The sequence below is a fragment of the Streptomyces sp. NPDC042364 genome (genome assembly GCF_056437585.1).
This window is the reverse complement of the sequence record NZ_JBWKAJ010000003.1, coordinates 664,982-681,213: the sequence shown is the minus strand read 5'-3', so window position 1 is coordinate 681,213 and position 16,232 is coordinate 664,982. Positions and strand designations below refer to the sequence as shown.

Sequence of the window (16,232 nt, the reverse complement as noted above, 5' to 3'; positions counted from 1 at the left end):
GGCCCCGAGAGCAGCGTCACACGCCGGTTCCATGGCCAGAATGGCCGATTGCCCCCCGCTCATCCCACCCCGCGGCATAGCGTCGAACCAGACCGGACACCCCGTGTCGTGGCGTCGCGTCGGAGGGGATGAGGCCGTACTTCCTTCTACGTCACGCAACGGCGCGCGACAGGAGCCAGAGGACAATGCAGACCAAGCTGGACGAAGCCAAGGCCGAGTTGCTCGAGAGGGCCGCCCGGGTAGCTGAGAACAGCCCGGTCGGGGGGCACCTACCGACTGGGACGACGAGCGAGAGTGCCGCGGGTGCCCCGGACACCCCGGACCACGACACCGTGCTCGCGTTCCTCCAGCGCTACTACCTGCACACCGCCCCGGAGGACCTGAGCGGCCGCGACCCGGTCGACGTCTTCGGAGCCGCCTACTCGCACTACCGACTGGCCGAGAACCGCCCCCAGGGCACGGCCAACGTACGGGTCCACACCCCGACGGTGGAGGAGAACGGCTGGACCTGCAGCCACTCCGTCGTCGAGGTCGTCACCGACGACATGCCCTTCCTCGTCGACTCCGTGACCAACGAGCTGTCACGGCAGGGTCGCGGCATCCATGTCGTCATCCACCCGCAGGTCGTCGTACGGCGCGATGTGACCGGCAAGCTCGTCGAGCTGGTCAGCGAGCCGTCCGCCGTCGCCGCCGCCGCGGCGGCCGTGGCCGCCGGCGAGACGCTTCCGCACGACGCCCACATCGAGTCCTGGATCCACGTCGAGATCGACCGCGAGACCGACCGGGCCGATCTGAAGCAGATCACCAACGACCTGCTGCGGGTGCTGTCCGACGTGCGGGAGGCCGTCGAGGACTGGGAGAAGATGCGGGACGCGGCACTCCGGATCGCCGACGGACTGCCCACCGAACCCACCGCCGACGATCTGCGCGACCAGGAGGTCGAGGAGGCCCGCGAGCTGCTGCGCTGGCTCGCCGACGACCACTTCACCTTCCTCGGCTACCGCGAGTACGAACTGCGTCCCGATGACACACTCGCCGCCGTGGCGGGGACCGGACTCGGCATCCTGCGGGCCGACCCGCACCACGCCGGGCCCGACGACCACCCCGTCAGCTCCTCCTTCGAGCGGCTGCCCGCCGACGCCCGCGCCAAGGCCCGCGAGCACAAGCTCCTCATCCTCACCAAGGCCAACAGCCGCGCCACCGTGCACCGGCCGTCCTACCTCGACTACGTGGGCGTGAAGAAGTTCGACAGCGAGGGGAACGTCGTCGGTGAGCGGCGCTTCCTGGGCCTGTTCTCCTCGGCCGCCTACACCGAGTCCGTCCGCCGAGTCCCCGTCGTCCGGCGCAAGGTCGACGAGGTCCTCAAGGGCGCCGGGTTCTCGCCCAACAGCCACGACGGACGCGACCTGCTCCAGATCCTGGAGACCTATCCGCGCGACGAGCTGTTCCAGACACCCGCCGACGAGCTGCGGTCCATCGTCACCTCCGTGCTCTACCTCCAGGAACGCCGGCGGCTGCGGCTCTACCTGCGGCAGGACGAGTACGGGCGCTACTACTCCGCACTCGTCTACCTGCCGCGCGACCGGTACACCACCGGCGTACGGCTGCGGATCATCGACATCCTCAAGGAGGAACTCGGCGGTACCAGCGTCGACTTCACCGCCTGGAACACCGAGTCGATCCTCTCCCGGCTGCACTTCGTCGTCCGCGTCCCGCAGGGCACCGAACTGCCGCAGCTGACCGACGCCGACAAGGAGCGCGTCGAGGCCCGCCTGGTGGAGGCCGCCCGCTCCTGGGCCGACGGATTCGGCGAGGCGCTCAACGCCGAACTGGGCGAGGAGCGCGCCGCCGAGCTGCTGCGCCGCTACAACAACGCCTTCCCCGAGGGGTACAAGGCCGACCACAGCCCCCGCTCCGCCGTCGCCGACCTCGTCAACATCGAACAGCTCGCCGAGGAGGAGGACTTCGCGCTCAGCCTCTACGAGCCCGTGGGCGCCGCGCCCGACGAGCGGCGGTTCAAGATCTACCGCAGGGGCGGCTCGGTCTCGCTCTCGGCGGTGCTGCCCGTCCTCAACCGGCTCGGCGTCGAGGTCATCGACGAGCGGCCCTACGAACTGCGCTGCGAGGACCGTTCGACCGCCTGGATCTACGACTTCGGGCTGCGCATGCCCCGTTCGGCGGCCGGGGACCTCCACGGCGACGACGCCCGGGAGCGGGTGCAGGAGGCCTTCGCCGCCACCTGGACCGGGCAGGCCGAGAACGACGGGTTCAACGCGCTGGTGCTGAGCGCCGGGCTCACCTGGCGGCAGGCCATGGTGCTGCGCGCGTACGCCAAGTACCTGCGGCAGGCCGGCTCCACCTTCAGCCAGGACTACATGGAGGACACCCTCCGCAACAACGTCCACACCACCCGGTTGCTCGTGTCGCTGTTCGAGGCGCGGATGTCGCCGGACCGGCAGCGGGCCGGACGGGAGATCGTCGACGCGCTCCTCGAGGAGGTCGACGCCGCACTCGACCAGGTGGCCTCCCTGGACGAGGACCGCATCCTGCGGTCCTTCCTCACCGTCATCAAGGCGACGCTGCGCACCAACTTCTTCCAGGAGGCGGACGGCGGCAAGCCGCACGACTACGTCTCCATGAAGTTCGACCCGCAGGCGATCCCCGACCTGCCCGCGCCGCGCCCGGCGTTCGAGATCTGGGTGTACTCGCCGCGCGTCGAGGGCGTGCACCTGCGGTTCGGGAAGGTCGCCCGCGGCGGTCTGCGCTGGTCCGACCGGCGCGAGGACTTCCGCACGGAGATCCTGGGCCTGGTCAAGGCGCAGATGGTCAAGAACACCGTGATCGTGCCGGTCGGCGCCAAGGGCGGCTTCGTCGCCAAGCAGCTGCCCGACCCGTCGGTGGACCGCGACGCCTGGCTGGCCGAGGGCATCCGCAGCTACCGGACCTTCATCTCCGCGCTGCTCGACATCACCGACAACATGGTCGCCGGAGAGGTCGTCCCGCCCGCCGGCGTCGTCCGCCACGACGAGGACGACACCTACCTCGTCGTCGCCGCCGACAAGGGCACCGCCACCTTCTCCGACATCGCCAACGAGGTCGCCGAGTCGTACAACTTCTGGCTCGGGGACGCCTTCGCCTCCGGCGGCAGCGCCGGGTACGACCACAAGGGCATGGGCATCACCGCCCGGGGCGCCTGGGAGTCGGTCAAGCGGCACTTCCGGGAGCTGGGCGTCGACACCCAGACCGAGGACTTCACGGTCGTCGGCATCGGTGACATGTCCGGTGACGTGTTCGGCAACGGCATGCTGCTCAGCGAGCACATCCGGCTGGTCGCCGCCTTCGACCACCGGCACATCTTCATCGACCCCAACCCGGACGCGGCCACCTCGTACGCCGAGCGGCGCCGGATCTTCGAACTCCCGCGCTCCAGCTGGGAGGACTACGACGCCGATCTGATCTCCGCCGGCGGCGGCGTCTTCCCCCGCACCGCCAAGGCCATCCCGATCAACGGCCACATCCGGGACGCCCTGGGCATCGAGGAGAAGATCTCCAAGATGACCCCGGCCGACCTGATGAAGGCGATCCTCAAGGCACCGGTCGACCTGCTGTGGAACGGCGGCATCGGAACATACGTCAAGTCGAGCGCCGAGTCGCACGCCGACGTCGGTGACAAGGCCAACGACGCCATCCGCGTCGACGGACGGGACCTGCGCGTCCAGGTCGTCGGCGAGGGCGGCAACCTCGGCCTGACCCAGCTGGGCCGGATCGAGTTCGCGCAGAACGGCGGACGGGTCAACACCGACGCCATCGACAACAGCGCGGGTGTGGACACCTCCGACCACGAGGTGAACATCAAGATCCTGCTCAACGGCCTGGTCGCCGAGGGCGACATGACCGTCAAGCAGCGCAACAAGCTGCTCGCCGAGATGACCGACGAGGTCGGCCGGCTGGTCCTGCGCAACAACTACGCGCAGAACACCGCCATCGCCAACGCCCTCGCCCAGTCGAAGGACATGCTCCACGCCCAGCAGCGCTTCATGCGCCACCTGGTCAGGGAGGGCCATCTCGACCGGGCGCTGGAGTTCCTGCCCTCCGACCGGCAGATCCGTGAGCGGCTGAACACCGGCCACGGCCTCACCGGTCCCGAGACCGCGGTCCTCCTCGCCTACACGAAGATCACCGTCGCCGAGGAACTGCTGCACACCTCGCTGCCGGACGACCCCTACCTGCGCACCCTGCTGCACACGTACTTCCCGACCGCGCTGCGCCGGCAGTTCCCCGAGCACATCGACAGCCACCCGCTGAGCCGGGAGATCGTCACCACCCTGCTGGTCAACGACACGGTCAACACGGGCGGCACGAGCTTCCTGCACCGGCTGCGGGAGGAGACCGGGGCCTCGCTGGAGGAGATCGTCCGGGCGCAGACCGCCTCCCGCGCGATCTTCGGGTCGGGCGCGGTGTGGGACGGGGTCGAGGGCCTGGACAACAAGGTCGACGCGGCCGTCCAGACCCGGATCCGACTGCACTCCCGTCGCCTCGTCGAGCGCGGTACGCGCTGGCTGCTCAACAACCGGCCGCAGCCGCTCCAACTGACCGAGACCATCGCCTTCTTCAAGGACGGCGTGGACCTCGTCTGGGGCGAGCTGCCCAAGCTGCTGCGCGGCGCCGACCTCGAGTGGTACCAGCAGATCTACGACGAGCTGGCCGGCGCCGGGGTGCCCGAGGAACTGGCCACCCGTGTCGCGGGCTTCTCCTCGGCGTTCCCGACGCTCGACATCGTCGCCGTCGCCGACCGGGTCGGCCGGACGCCGATGGAGGTCGCCGAGGTGTACTACGACCTCGCCGACCGGCTGAGCATCACCCAGCTCATGGACCGCATCATCGAGCTGCCGCGCGCCGACCGCTGGCAGTCCATGGCCCGCGCGGCGATCCGCGAGGACCTGTACGCGGCGCACGCCGCGCTCACCGCCGACGTGCTGTCCGCCGGCAACGGCTCGTCGACGCCGGAGCAGCGGTTCAAGGTGTGGGAGCAGAAGAACGCGCCCATCCTGGGCCGGGCGCGGACGACCCTGGAGGAGATCCAGAGCTCCGACGCGTTCGATCTGGCCAACCTGTCGGTGGCCATGCGCACGATGCGCACGCTGCTGCGCAGCCACTCGTAGCGATACGGCGGTGGGGGCGCCCCGTGGCTTCGGGGCGCCCCCACCGTTTGTGTCCCGTAGGCGTCGCAGGCCCTACTCGGTGATCTCCCAGAGGGTCAGCTTGCCCTGGACCGTGGGGACTTCCCAGCTGTACTTGCCCGGGGTCAGACTGGTGATCTCGTACATGGCGAGGTTGCCCTGCTTGGTGATCGTGCAGAGCCGGACACCCTTGTCGATCTCGGCCTCCTCGCCGAAGTGACCGGAGTCCAGGCTCGATGGCAGGGCGTCCGTCCCCGTGCCCTCGGCGCACTCCTGGGGCGTGGTGCCCGCGCTCTTGCCCATCGTCGTGTCGAAGTACCAGTAGCTGTTGTCGAGGTACATGTCCTTCAGGCCGTCGACCATCTCGTCCTTGGCGTCGACCTCCGGCTTGTCGAGGTCGACGTTGACGTAGGACGAGCCGGCGGGAGTGCGGAGCGTGAAGGGCTTGCCCTCGAAAATCGGCGTGTACCGGGCGTTCTCGGGGATGCTGGGGGACTCGCCCGGGTCCGTGCCCTCCCCTTCGCCGCCCTGGTCACCGGAGCCGGTGTCGGAGCCCGTGTCGGACCCGGTCTCGGACTCGGTCGGGGACGGGGCGGCATCGCTCTTGCCGCTGTCCTTGGTGCCGCCCGCCGTCTGTTTGCTGTCGTTGCCGCTGTTCAGTACCCACGCCGCGGCGGCCGCGCCGGAGCCTGCCACGACGACGAGGGCCAGGGCGACGAGGGCCGCCTTGAGGCCGCGTCGGCCCTTCTTGGGGGCGGGCGGCGCCGGGGCGGGGGCCTGCGGGGTGAGGCTGTACGTCTGAGCGGCGGGCTGCGGGTAGCCGTAGCCCGCGACCGGGCCCTGGGCGGCGGGGCCGAAGCCGGGCATCGGGGCCGCCTGCGGTACGCCCTGGGTGGTGCCCGGCGCCGGGTCGTGCGGCGGGGGCGTCGGAGCGGCCGCCGGAGCCGTGGTGGGGGGAGCGGTGACCGGGGGCGCGGCCGGCATCCGGGGTGCCGTCGGCTGCGGCGGGGTCTGCGCGGACTGCTCGCGCCGGGCGATCTCGGCGGTGAGCGGCCCCGGCAGCCAGCCGTTGAAGTCGCTGAGGCCGCGGCCCGCCAACTCCTGGCAGAGGGAGGCAAGTTCCTCCGTACCGATGCGCTCGGCCGGGTCGGCGGTCAGGCAGCGCTCCAGCAGTGGCCTCAACTGCTCGTCGTAGCCGTCGAGTTGCGGCGGGCGCTGGGCGGTGTTGGCGATCTGCGCGGCGATCGTGATGGCGCCGCCGTCGCCGTACGGATGGCGGCCGGTGGCGGCGACCGCCGCGATCAGCCCCAGGGAGAAGACATCGGTCGCGGGGGTGACCCGCTCGCCGAGCGCGTGCTCCGGCGACATGTACTGCGGGGTGCCGATCAGGCCGCCGGACTGGGTCAGCTGGGTGGCGTCGGCGGCGCGGGCGATACCGAAGTCGATGACGTACGGGCCCTGGGTGCCCAGCAGGATGTTGCTGGGCTTGAGGTCGCGGTGGATGACGCCGGCCGCGTGGATCGACGTCAGGGCGCGGGCCGCGCAGCCGACCAGCTGGAAGGCCGCGGGCAGCGGCAGCGGCCCGAAGGCGACGAGGGCGTCGTGCAGGGAGATGCCGGCGATGAACGCGGATGCCAGCCACGGCAGTTCGCCCGTGGTGTCGTGGTCGACGACCGGGACGATGTGGTAGCCCTGGACGCGGCGGGCCGCCTGGACCTCCTGCTCGAAACGGCGGCGGAAGTCCGCGTCCTGGCCGTACTCGCGGCGGATGACCTTCAGGGCGACCGGCTGGCCGCCGCGGGTGTGCGACAGGTAGACCGTGCCCATGCCGCCCTCGCCGATGCGGGCCTGCAGGTGGTAGCCGGCGGTCTCACGTGGGTCCTGCGGTCCCAGCGGGCTCAGGATGTCGCCAGTGCTGGTGGTAATGGGAGCCTCCCCCGGTACGGTGCCGAACTCCTGTGCCGCGCGCGGGCACTTGAAGCGGTTCCGAAGCTTATACGCCACTTACGACACCGGGAGCGGGCGTGACGGTTCCGTGTGGGTACCGGTACGTGGCGCCGTATAAGGGCTACGGTTCGCGCCGTACCCGTCGCTGCCACTCCTCGTCCCGCACCGTGATCGGCGCCGTCGCCGGGACCCCGCGGACCGTCGGCGCCTCCGCCAGCCGCGGGGGGACCGGAGCCGTCGGGGCCTCGGCGAGCGACAGGGTGCGGAAGGCCGTCTCGATGATGGCCACCGAGGTCGCGAACGGGGCCGGGAGCCAGCCGGTGAAGTCGCGGACGTCCCGGCGGGCCGCTCCCGCGCAGTGCTCGGCGATGTCGGCGGCCGAGGGGCGGGCGACGGGGTCGGCGGTGAGGCAGCGGCGGATGACGTCGAGCAGGGGGCGGTCGATGCCGTCGAGGGCGGGCGGGTCGACGTCGGTGGCGGCGATGCGGGTCGCGATGGCGAGGGGGTTGCCCCGCCCGTAGGGGTGTCGTCCGGTGGCGGCGACCGCGGCGACCAGACCGAGGGCGAACACGTCCGACGCGGACGTGACCGGGCGGCCCAGCGCGTGCTCGGGGGACATGTAGCGCGGGGTGCCGATGAGGCGGCCGGCGGTGGTGAGCGTGGCGGCTCCCGCGGCCCGGGCGATGCCGAAGTCGAGCAGCCAGGGCCCGTCGGTCGCGAGGAGCAGGTTGGCGGGCTTGATGTCCCGGTGGATCACTCCGGCGGTGTGCACGGCGTCCAACGCGTACGCGGCGCAGGCCAGCAGTTGCAGGACGGTCGGCATGGGCAGCGGGCCGTGCGTCTGAAGGGCGTCGCCGAGCGGGACGCCGGGGACGTAGCGCGTGGCCAGCCAGGGGCGCTCCGCTCCCGCGTCGTGGTCGACGATCGGCACCAGGTGGTAGCCGGAGACCCGGCGGCCGGTGGCCACCTCGCGGGCGAAGCGTTCGCGGAAGGCCGGGCTGCCGGCGTACTCGGGACGGACCAGCTTCAGCGCGACGGGCTGGCCGCCCCGGCTGCGGGAGAGGTACACGGTCCCCATGCCGCCCTCGCCGATCCTGGCGTACAGCGGATACCCGGAGATCTCCCGCGGATCGTCCGCCCGCAGCGGCCCAGGCACCACTCCGCGCATCGACCGGCCCCCTCTGCTCCCCGCTCCCCGTCCTCCCGGAGGGTATCGCGGGGGACGCCGCCCCACCGCGCCCCGGACGCAACCCGGGCACCTCCCACGACCTCTACCTGAGTGGCCCTCAACGGCTGGATGGCTTATAGAGGGAACAAGGCATGACGTTTGGGGTGAACGTGGAGCAGCAGCCGCAACCAGCGACAGGCGGGCCGGCCGTGCCCGCCCGGCCGGCCGTGTCCGTCGTCGTCATCGTCTACAACGACGAGGCCAGACTGCCCACGGCCGTGCGTTCCGTCCTGGAGCAGACGCTGCGCAGCGTCGAGGTCGTGATCGTCGACGACCACAGCACGGACGGCTCGTACGAGGTGGCCGCCCGGCTCGCCGCCCGGCACCCCGACCGCGTACGGGCGCACCGGCTCCCCGAGAACAGCGGCGGCTGCGGCGCGCCCCGCAACGAGGGCATCCGGCGGGCCCGTGGTGATTACGTCCTCTTCCTCGACAGCGACGACGTCCTGGAGCGCAACGCCTGCCGGAACATGCTGGAGGCGGCCGAGACCACCGGCGCCGACCTCGTCTCCGGGCTCTGCGTCCGCGTGCACGTGGACACCCGTACGAGGAAGGAGGTCAAGTGGTACCCGTGGCTGTACGCCCGCACACGCACCCTCGACTCCGTCTCCGAGCTGCCCGACCTGCTGGTCTACGACACCCTGTCGACGAACAAGTGCTACCGGCGTGACTTCCTGGTCGAGCGCGGCCTTGAGTTCCCGGTGGGCATCCACTACGAGGACCTGTTCTTCTCCGCCCAGGTGTACGCGGCCGCCCGCCGGATCACGCTCATACCCAACCGGGTCTACGACTGGAACGTGGTCGAGCGGTCCGAGGCCAGGTCGATCAGCAACCGGCGGGCCGAGATCGCCAACTTCGCGCACCGCATGGAGATCCACCGCCGGGTCGACCGGCTCCTCGCCGACCGCGGGCTGCTGGAGCTGAAGTTCGCCAAGGACGTCAAGTTCCTCAAGCACGACCTGGTGCTGCACCTGCGCGACCTGCCCTTCCGGGACGCCGCCTACCGCCGGGAGTTCGCCGCGCTGGCCAACGCCTATCTGGCGTCGATCGATCCGGCAGCGTACGACGAGGTCGAGCCCATCCACGCGATCTGCGCCTATCTGCTGCGCGAGAGCGACTGGGAGAACCTGCTGCCCGCCGTGGACACCCTCACCAACCGCGACAAGGTGTCCGCCCCGATGGTCGAGCGTGACGGGCGGATCTACTGGTGTGCCGAGCATCTCGACGAGGACCCCTTCGCGCGGCGGATCCTGGACGTCACCGAACTCGGCTACCACGCCAGACCGGTCCGGAAGATGTTCCTGCGCAACGAACTGACGGAGTACACACGGCCGGGGCGTGCCGGAGTCGTCCGGCTGGCGGGCCGTGTCACCAACCCCCTCGGGGTGATCCCGCCGGGCGCCCGGCTCACCGCCGAGCTGGAGTTCTACGCCCGCCGCCCCGGCGTACGCTTCCGCACCTTCCGTGTGCCGGTGAGTGCCGTACGGCACGAGGGCCCGTATGTGTCGTGGGAGGCCACGGCCGACATCTCGAAGGTCCTGCGGCCTCTGGGCATCGTGGACGCCGTGTGGGACGTCCGCCTCCACCTGGGTGTCGACGGCGAGCGGACGTCCACGCGGCTGACCGCCGCCGAACCGGGCCTCGCGACCGGGGAACTGCCGGTCCGCCCCCGGCTGACCCGGCTGGTCGCCGACCGTGTCGAACCGCATGTCTCCGCCCGTGGCCACCTCGCCTTCCGGCTGGTCCCGGACAAGAAGGCCAACGCCCTCGTCGCCCGCGGTCTGCGGGGAACCCCCGGGCAGCTGGCCAAGAACGGCTACCGCAAGGCCAAGGCGCTGCGGAGGAAGGCGACTTCCGGAGACAGCAAGATCCGGCTGTATCACGAGGCGTTCCTGCGGATGCCGGTGCGCCGGCGCCTGGTGGTGTTCGAGAGCCACCTGGGCCGGCAGTACAGCGACAGCCCGCGGGCGATCTACGAGGAGATGCGCCGCCAGGGCCTCGACTTCGAGGCGGTGTGGTCGTACGCGGGCCGCCCGGACGGCTTCCCCGCCGACGCCACCCTCGTACGCCGCTGGTCGTTGCCCTACCTCAGGGCGCTGGCCCGCGCCGAGTTCTGGATCGACAACCAGAGCTACCCGCTGAAGCTGACCAAGCGGCCCGGCACGACGTACCTGCAGACCTGGCACGGTTCCGCCCTCAAGCGGATGGGCTTCGACGAGCCGAGCTGGAAGCTCAAGTCCCGTGCGGCGCAGGCGGAACAGCAGCGCACGCTGGACCGCTTCGACCACTTCCTGATCCGCTCGGAGCACGACGTCCGCACCCTCGCCAGGGCATTCCGGCTGCGCGAGAAGGCATTGCTGCGGGTGGGCTACCCGCGCAACGACGCGCTCGTCCAGGCGCGAAACGCCGTCGAACGACCGTCGCTCGCGGCCGAGTTGGGTATTCCGGCCGACAGGAAGGTGCTGCTGTACGCACCCACGTTCCGCCAGTCGGGGCAGAAGCGTTTCGCGTTGCCCTTCGACGTGGAGCGCTTCGCGGAGACCTTCGGCGACGAGTACGTCCTCCTCGTCCGCGCCCACTACCTCAACCACGTCGTGCTCCCGCCCTCGGTGCGGGGCCGCGTCATCGACGTCTCCGACCACCACGACGTGACGCCCGTCCTCGCCCTAGCCGACGCGCTGATCACGGACTACTCGTCGGTGATGTTCGACTACGCGCTCCTGGACCGGCCGATGTTCTTCTTCACGTACGACTACGACGAGTATGTGCACGAGGGCCGGGGCACCTACTTCGACCTGCTGGAACGGGCGCCGGGCCCGGTGGTCCGCACGGAGGACGAACTGCACGCGGCCCTCGCCGGCTCCTCGCTGGAGGAGCAGTCGGTCAAGTACGCGGCCGCCCGGCTGCGGTTCGTGGCCGACTTCGGCGAGTACGACAAGGGCACGGCAGCGCGGCAGATCGTCGACGAGTTCTTCTCCGAGTGGAGGCGCAAGTGACCGGGCAGCGGGACATCTTCCTCGTCGCCAACAGCGTCGACGAACTGGGCGGGGTGACCAGCTGGACCCATCACATGGCCCGGCTCTTCACCGAACGCGGCCACCGCGTCCACGTGATCGGTGTCGCGACCCCGGAGGACCCCTACGACCTCGGCGAACTCCCCTACGCGACGACCAGGTTGTACGACGGTCAGCCGCCGGCCCCCGGCCGGGCGCGGGAGGCGGGCATGCGGGACCGGGCCGCCCGGCTGACCCGGCTCTTCGGCGCCGCGCGCCCCGGCGGGGTCGTCGTCGTGACCCAGGTGTGGGCGATGGAGTGGGTGCGGCTCGCCGACACCCGTGGGCTGACCGTCATCGGCATGAGCCACGAGTCGTACGAGACCGCGAAGGCCAGTTCCCGCTTCCGCCGCGTCCTGAAGTACTACCGGGACGTCGACCGCATGCTCGTCCTCACCCGTGAGGACGCCGACCTGTGGATCGGCGAGGGACTCAACAACGCCTCGTTCATGCCGAACGCCGTGCCCTGGCTGCCGGACGTCCCCTCGCCGCGCACGGAGAAGACCGTCGTCAGCATCGGCCGGCTGAGCGACGAGAAGGGCGTCGACATGCTCCTCGACACCTGGGCGGAGGTCGCCCCGGCCCACCCCGACTGGACCCTGCGCATCCACGGGTCGGGTGAGGACGAGGAGATCCTGCGCAAGCAGTGCACGGCACTCGGCCTCGACGACTCGGTGGCCTGGATGGGCCGTACGGCCGATGTCCCGGGGGCCCTGCGGCAGGGCTCCGTCTTCGTCCTCTCCTCCCGGGGCGAGGGCTTCCCCCTCGCCCTGATGGAAGCCATGGCGCTGGCCGTCCCGTGCGCCGCCTTCGACTGCGCCCCCGGTGTGCGCGAGATAGTCGCCGACGGGGAGGACGGCCTGCTCGCGCCCCCCGGCAACACGGCCGAACTGGCCCGCAGGCTGGACCTGCTGATGTCGGACAGGGCGCTGCGGGACCGTATGGGCGACAGGGCGAGGCAGAACATTCGGCGCTACGGGACGGCCGAGATCGTGGACAGGTGGGAGAAGCTCTTCGCGTTCCTGGAGAGATGAGCGGCGGGCCTACTTCTTCCCGCCGGTGAACCTCTCGTACTCCTTCAGCACCTCGTCGGTGGGCCCGTCCATCCGCAGCTCGCCCCGCTCCAGCCACAGCACCCGGTCGCAGGTGTCCCGGATCGACTTGTTGTTGTGGCTGACCAGGAACACCGTGCCCGCGTGCCTGCGCAGTTCGCGGATGCGCGCCTCGGACCGCTTCTGGAAGGACCGGTCGCCCGTCGCCAGCGCCTCGTCGATCAGCAGCACGTCGTGGTCCTTGGCCGCGGCGATGGAGAACCGGAGCCGCGCCGCCATGCCGGAGGAGTACGTCCGCATCGGCAGGGTGATGAAGTCGCCCTTCTCGTTGATGCCGGAGAAGTCGACGATCTCCTGGTACCGCTCGCGGACCTGCTCACGGGACATCCCCATCGCGAGCCCCCCGAGGTGCACGTTGCGTTCCCCGGTGAGGTCGTTCATGAGCGCGGCGTTCACCCCGAGCAGGGAGGGCTGGCCGTCGGTGTAGATACGGCCGTTCTCCACCGGCAGCAGCCCCGCCACCGCCTTGAGCAGCGTCGACTTGCCGGAGCCGTTGGTGCCGATGAGCCCGATGGCCTCGCCCCGGTACGCGGTGAAGGACACGTTCCGTACGGCGTGCACCTTGCGCACACCGGCCGCCTTCTCGGCCTTCCCGCGCCGGAGTATGCGGTTCAGCGCGGCCGTGGCGCTGCCGCGCCCGGCCCCCGTGCCGTTGACCCGGTAGACGATGTCGACGCCGTCGACGACGACGGTGGGCACGCGCTCGTCCTCGACGGCGGGGGCGGCCGCGTGGGCGGCGCCCGGCGTTTCCCGCCGCGTGCCCTGGAGGGTGTTGGTGTCAGCCACGGCCGTACGTCTCCTCAGCCTTCCAGAAGTAGATGAATCCGCCGACGCCCGCGAGGAGCGCCCACCCCGCGGCTGCCGCCCACACGTGCGGGGGCAGATGGCCGCCCTCGAAGCTGTCGATGAGCGCGAACCGCATGAGGTCGATGTAGAGCGCCGCCGGGTTGTAGTCCAGCAACAGGTGCACCGCGTACGGCAGATCGCGGCCGGAGAGCTTCTGGTCGATGCTGAACATCACGCCCGACGCGTACATCCACGTCCGCAGCACGAACGGCATCAGCTGGGAGATGTCGGGGGTCCTGGCACCGATCCGGGCCATGACCATCGCGACGCCGGCGTTGAACACGAACTGCAGGGCCAGGGCGGGCACGATCAGCAGCCAGGAGAGGGAGACCGGAACCCCGAAGGCCAGCAGGATGACGGCCAGCGCGGCCATGGAGAACAGCAGTTGCTGGAGTTGCTGGATGCAGTACGACACCGGGAGTGAGGCCCGCGGGAAGTGCAGGGCGCGGACGAGGCCGATGCTGCCGGATATCGCCCGGGTGCCGGCCATGATCGAGCTCTGGGTGAAGGTCCACACGAACACGCCGGTCACGAGGAACGGGACGTAGTCCGGGACGCCGTTCTTCGTGCCCATCAGCACGCCGAAGATGAAGTAGTACACCGCCGCGTTGAGCAGTGGGTTGGCGATCTGCCAGAGCTGGCCCAGCTTCGCCTGGCTGTACTGCGCGGTGAGCTTCGCCGTGGCGAAGGCCGTGATGAAGTGCCGCCGCGCCCACAGCTGCCGTACGTACGTACCCAGGGAGGGGCGGGCCCCGCTGACGCTGAGGCCGTGGCGCGCGGCGAGCTGCGCCGGGGACTCGGCGGGGGGCCGGGCGCCGGAGGCTGTCGGGGGCGGTGTGTCGAGGACCTGGCTCACATCCGCTGCTTTCGCTAGGTGGGGGCGATGGAGGGCGAGGGCGACGGGGTCTGTGCGGACTGTCCCGCCCGGGCTGCGTCGGGACGGGACCGTATCGTCGTCACGTGAGCGTAAGCCGATCGGACGTCGGAACGCAACCGTTTCGTCGTGACGCCCCTATGCTGGTCCGCATGACGACGAACGCCGATCCCTCCGCGGCCCAGCCGCCGCCCCGGCCGCGCCGCCGGGCGCCCGCCGGGGCGGCCGTGCTCCGCGAGGACGTGACCGAGGCGATCCGTGCAGCGGTCTTCGAGGAGTTGGCGGCGGTCGGCTACGCGCGGATGTCCATCGAGGGGATCGCACGGCGCGCGGGCGTCGGCAAGACGGCGGTGTACCGCCGCTGGCGCTCCAAGCTGCACCTCGTGCTGGACCTCGTCTCGGCCGTGGCGGTGCAGGGGCTGCCCACGCCGGACACGGGGTCACTGGAGGGCGACCTCAGGCTGCTCTACGAGGTCACGTCCCGCGCCCTGCGGCACCCGGTGGCCGGCCAGATCATCCCCGACCTCCAGGCCGAGGCCGCGCGCAACCCCGATATCGCCGAGGCCATGCAGAAGGCGCTGCGGGAAGGGCAGCAGAGCGTCGCCACGGGCATCGTCGCGGCGGCGGTCGCACGGGGTGAGGTGCGCGAGGGCATCGACGAGGACCTCGCGCTGGACCTGATCTCCGGCCCGCTGTACTGGCGGTCGGTGGTGGTCCGCACACCGAAGCTGCCGAAGGGGTACCTGGAGGGGCTGACCCGGGCCACGGCGGCGGCGCTGCGGGCGCTGTAGGCCGCGGGCCGGCCGGGGTGAGGCGGTTCCGGCGTGTGCTTCTCCGCGGCTGGGCGGGGGCCGGCCGCTCGGTTCCCCGCGCCCCTGAAGACCCGGCCCCGTGGGCCGGGTCCGCCGGTCGGTGCCGCCGAATCCCGCGCCTTGGGCCGGACGGCCTCACGCACTCGGCTCACCGAGCGGCTCTACGCCGCCAATCGCCGCGCCAGTCCGGTCAGTTCCGCCGCGCGCAGCACCCGCCCGCCGAAGCCCGGCAGTGGTACGTGGAGTGTGTCGAGCCAGGGGCGCGGGATGCCGTCGACGCCGTACACCGCCCCCGCGAGTGCTCCCGTCACGGCCGCGACGGTGTCGGTGTCGCCGCCGAGGTCGACGGCGGCCCGTACGGCGTCCTCGTACGAGTCCGTCGTCCGCACCGCCCACACCGCGGAGCCGAGGCAGGGCCAGACGGCGCCGTTGAACTCGGTGGCCCGGTCGGGGTGCCAGTCGGGGGAGAGGACGGTGGCGTACCGGGGCCGGTGCGCGGGGGCCACCTCGTCCAGCGTCCGGGGAAGGGCGGCCAGGGGGTCGTCCCCGCCCAGCGCGACCCGTACCAGCTCGTGGAGGACGGCCGTGCCCTCCCACGCCGCCGGGTCCCCGTGCGTGAGCGCGGACAGCCGCCGTGCGGCGTCCATGGTCGCCTCCCGCCCCTGCCGCGCGAAGTACACGGCGGAGGTGGACGCCCGCATCAGGGCCCCGTTGCCGGCGGCTCTGAGGTTGACCTCGAAGTGCGCGGCGGCGGCGCGGTCCCAGGGTTCGCCGTTGGCGAGGACGTCCTCGGTCTGGAGCCCGATGTCCTTCGGGCCTGCGGCGGCCCACCGCTGGAACCGCCGGAACACGTCGGCCGGTTCGAGCCCGCCGTGCTCGACGAGCGATTCCCCGACGAGCACGGCCATCTGGGTGTCGTCGGTCGCCTCGCCGGGATCCCAGCCACCGCCCCCGCACATCTCACCGCCGTGGCCCGCCTGCGGGAATCGGGCCGAGAACGCCCCTTCGGGGCCGAACTCGAAGGGGGCGCCCAGGGCGTCACCCACGGCGGAGCCGAGGACCGTGCCGAGGGCGCGCTGCGGGTGGACGGCCAAGGGAGAAGGTCCTTCGTTCAAGGGGCCTGCCCTCTCCTGGAGTTGCTCGGATGCCCGAGGGACAGGTACGGGTCGGGGATCACGTT

Annotated in this window: 9 protein-coding genes; 4 read left to right on the top strand and 5 right to left on the bottom strand. The window is 71.2% G+C overall.

Annotation, left to right across the window (positions count from 1 at the left end):
• Window positions 1-185 precede the first annotated feature (185 nt).
• Window positions 186-5,162, top strand: coding sequence for an NAD-glutamate dehydrogenase (locus AC067N_RS09395; protein ID WP_478678265.1), 4,977 nt, complete (start codon window positions 186-188; stop codon window positions 5,160-5,162).
• Between the two features lie 72 nt (window positions 5,163-5,234).
• Here the strand turns inward: AC067N_RS09395 and AC067N_RS09390 are convergent, their stop codons facing one another.
• Together AC067N_RS09390 and AC067N_RS09385 are read right to left on the bottom strand one after the other, a co-directional pair.
• Window positions 5,235-7,007 carry a serine/threonine-protein kinase gene (locus AC067N_RS09390; protein WP_478678316.1) on the bottom strand — a complete coding sequence of 591 codons (1,773 nt, stop codon included), beginning with the start codon at window positions 7,005-7,007 and terminating at the stop codon, window positions 5,235-5,237.
• A gap of 241 nt (window positions 7,008-7,248) precedes the next feature.
• A complete protein-coding gene (locus AC067N_RS09385; RefSeq protein WP_478678264.1) occupies window positions 7,249-8,295 on the bottom strand; it encodes a serine/threonine-protein kinase in 1,047 nt (348 codons plus the stop codon).
• 152 nt (window positions 8,296-8,447) lie between these two features.
• Here AC067N_RS09385 and AC067N_RS09380 point away from each other — a divergent pair, with 152 nt between their 5' ends.
• Together AC067N_RS09380 and AC067N_RS09375 are read left to right on the top strand one after the other, a co-directional pair.
• Entirely contained in the window at window positions 8,448-11,351 is a 2,904-nt protein-coding gene (locus AC067N_RS09380) for a bifunctional glycosyltransferase/CDP-glycerol:glycerophosphate glycerophosphotransferase (RefSeq protein ID WP_478678263.1), read from the top strand.
• On the top strand, window positions 11,348-12,442 hold the full coding sequence (locus tag AC067N_RS09375; protein ID WP_478678262.1) for a glycosyltransferase: 1,095 nt from the start codon (window positions 11,348-11,350) through the stop codon (window positions 12,440-12,442). Before AC067N_RS09380 ends, AC067N_RS09375 begins: the two co-directional genes overlap by 4 nt.
• Before the next feature lie 9 nt (window positions 12,443-12,451).
• Here AC067N_RS09375 and AC067N_RS09370 read toward each other — a convergent pair whose 3' ends face one another.
• Both AC067N_RS09370 and AC067N_RS09365 read right to left on the bottom strand, forming a co-directional pair.
• Entirely contained in the window at window positions 12,452-13,306 is an 855-nt protein-coding gene (locus AC067N_RS09370; RefSeq protein WP_478678261.1) for an ABC transporter ATP-binding protein, read from the bottom strand.
• Window positions 13,299-14,222 (bottom strand): ABC transporter permease, encoded by a 924-nt coding sequence (locus AC067N_RS09365; RefSeq protein ID WP_478678260.1) that lies wholly within the window; start codon window positions 14,220-14,222, stop codon window positions 13,299-13,301. The genes AC067N_RS09370 and AC067N_RS09365 overlap by 8 nt, the downstream gene beginning before the upstream one ends.
• A gap of 170 nt (window positions 14,223-14,392) precedes the next feature.
• On the opposite strand from AC067N_RS09365, the gene AC067N_RS09360 reads away from it, so the two are divergent.
• Window positions 14,393-15,031 (top strand): TetR/AcrR family transcriptional regulator, encoded by a 639-nt coding sequence (locus tag AC067N_RS09360; protein WP_478678259.1) that lies wholly within the window; start codon window positions 14,393-14,395, stop codon window positions 15,029-15,031.
• A 182-nt stretch (window positions 15,032-15,213) separates the two neighbouring features.
• Here AC067N_RS09360 and AC067N_RS09355 read toward each other — a convergent pair whose 3' ends face one another.
• Window positions 15,214-16,146 (bottom strand): ADP-ribosylglycohydrolase family protein, encoded by a 933-nt coding sequence (locus AC067N_RS09355; RefSeq protein WP_478678258.1) that lies wholly within the window; start codon window positions 16,144-16,146, stop codon window positions 15,214-15,216.
• Between the last annotated feature and the right edge of the window lie 86 nt (window positions 16,147-16,232).

Bases quoted from the DNA above. Each gene is read 5' to 3' on its own strand.
- AC067N_RS09395 (WP_478678265.1), top strand. From the start codon at position 186: ATGCAGACCAAGCTGGACGAAGCCAAGGCCGAGTTGCTCGAGAGGGCC.
- AC067N_RS09390 (WP_478678316.1), bottom strand. From the start codon at position 7,007: ATGGGCACGGTCTACCTGTCGCACACCCGCGGCGGCCAGCCGGTCGCC.
- AC067N_RS09385 (WP_478678264.1), bottom strand. From the start codon at position 8,295: ATGCGCGGAGTGGTGCCTGGGCCGCTGCGGGCGGACGATCCGCGGGAG.
- AC067N_RS09380 (WP_478678263.1), top strand. From the start codon at position 8,448: ATGACGTTTGGGGTGAACGTGGAGCAGCAGCCGCAACCAGCGACAGGC.
- AC067N_RS09360 (WP_478678259.1), top strand. From the start codon at position 14,393: ATGACGACGAACGCCGATCCCTCCGCGGCCCAGCCGCCGCCCCGGCCG.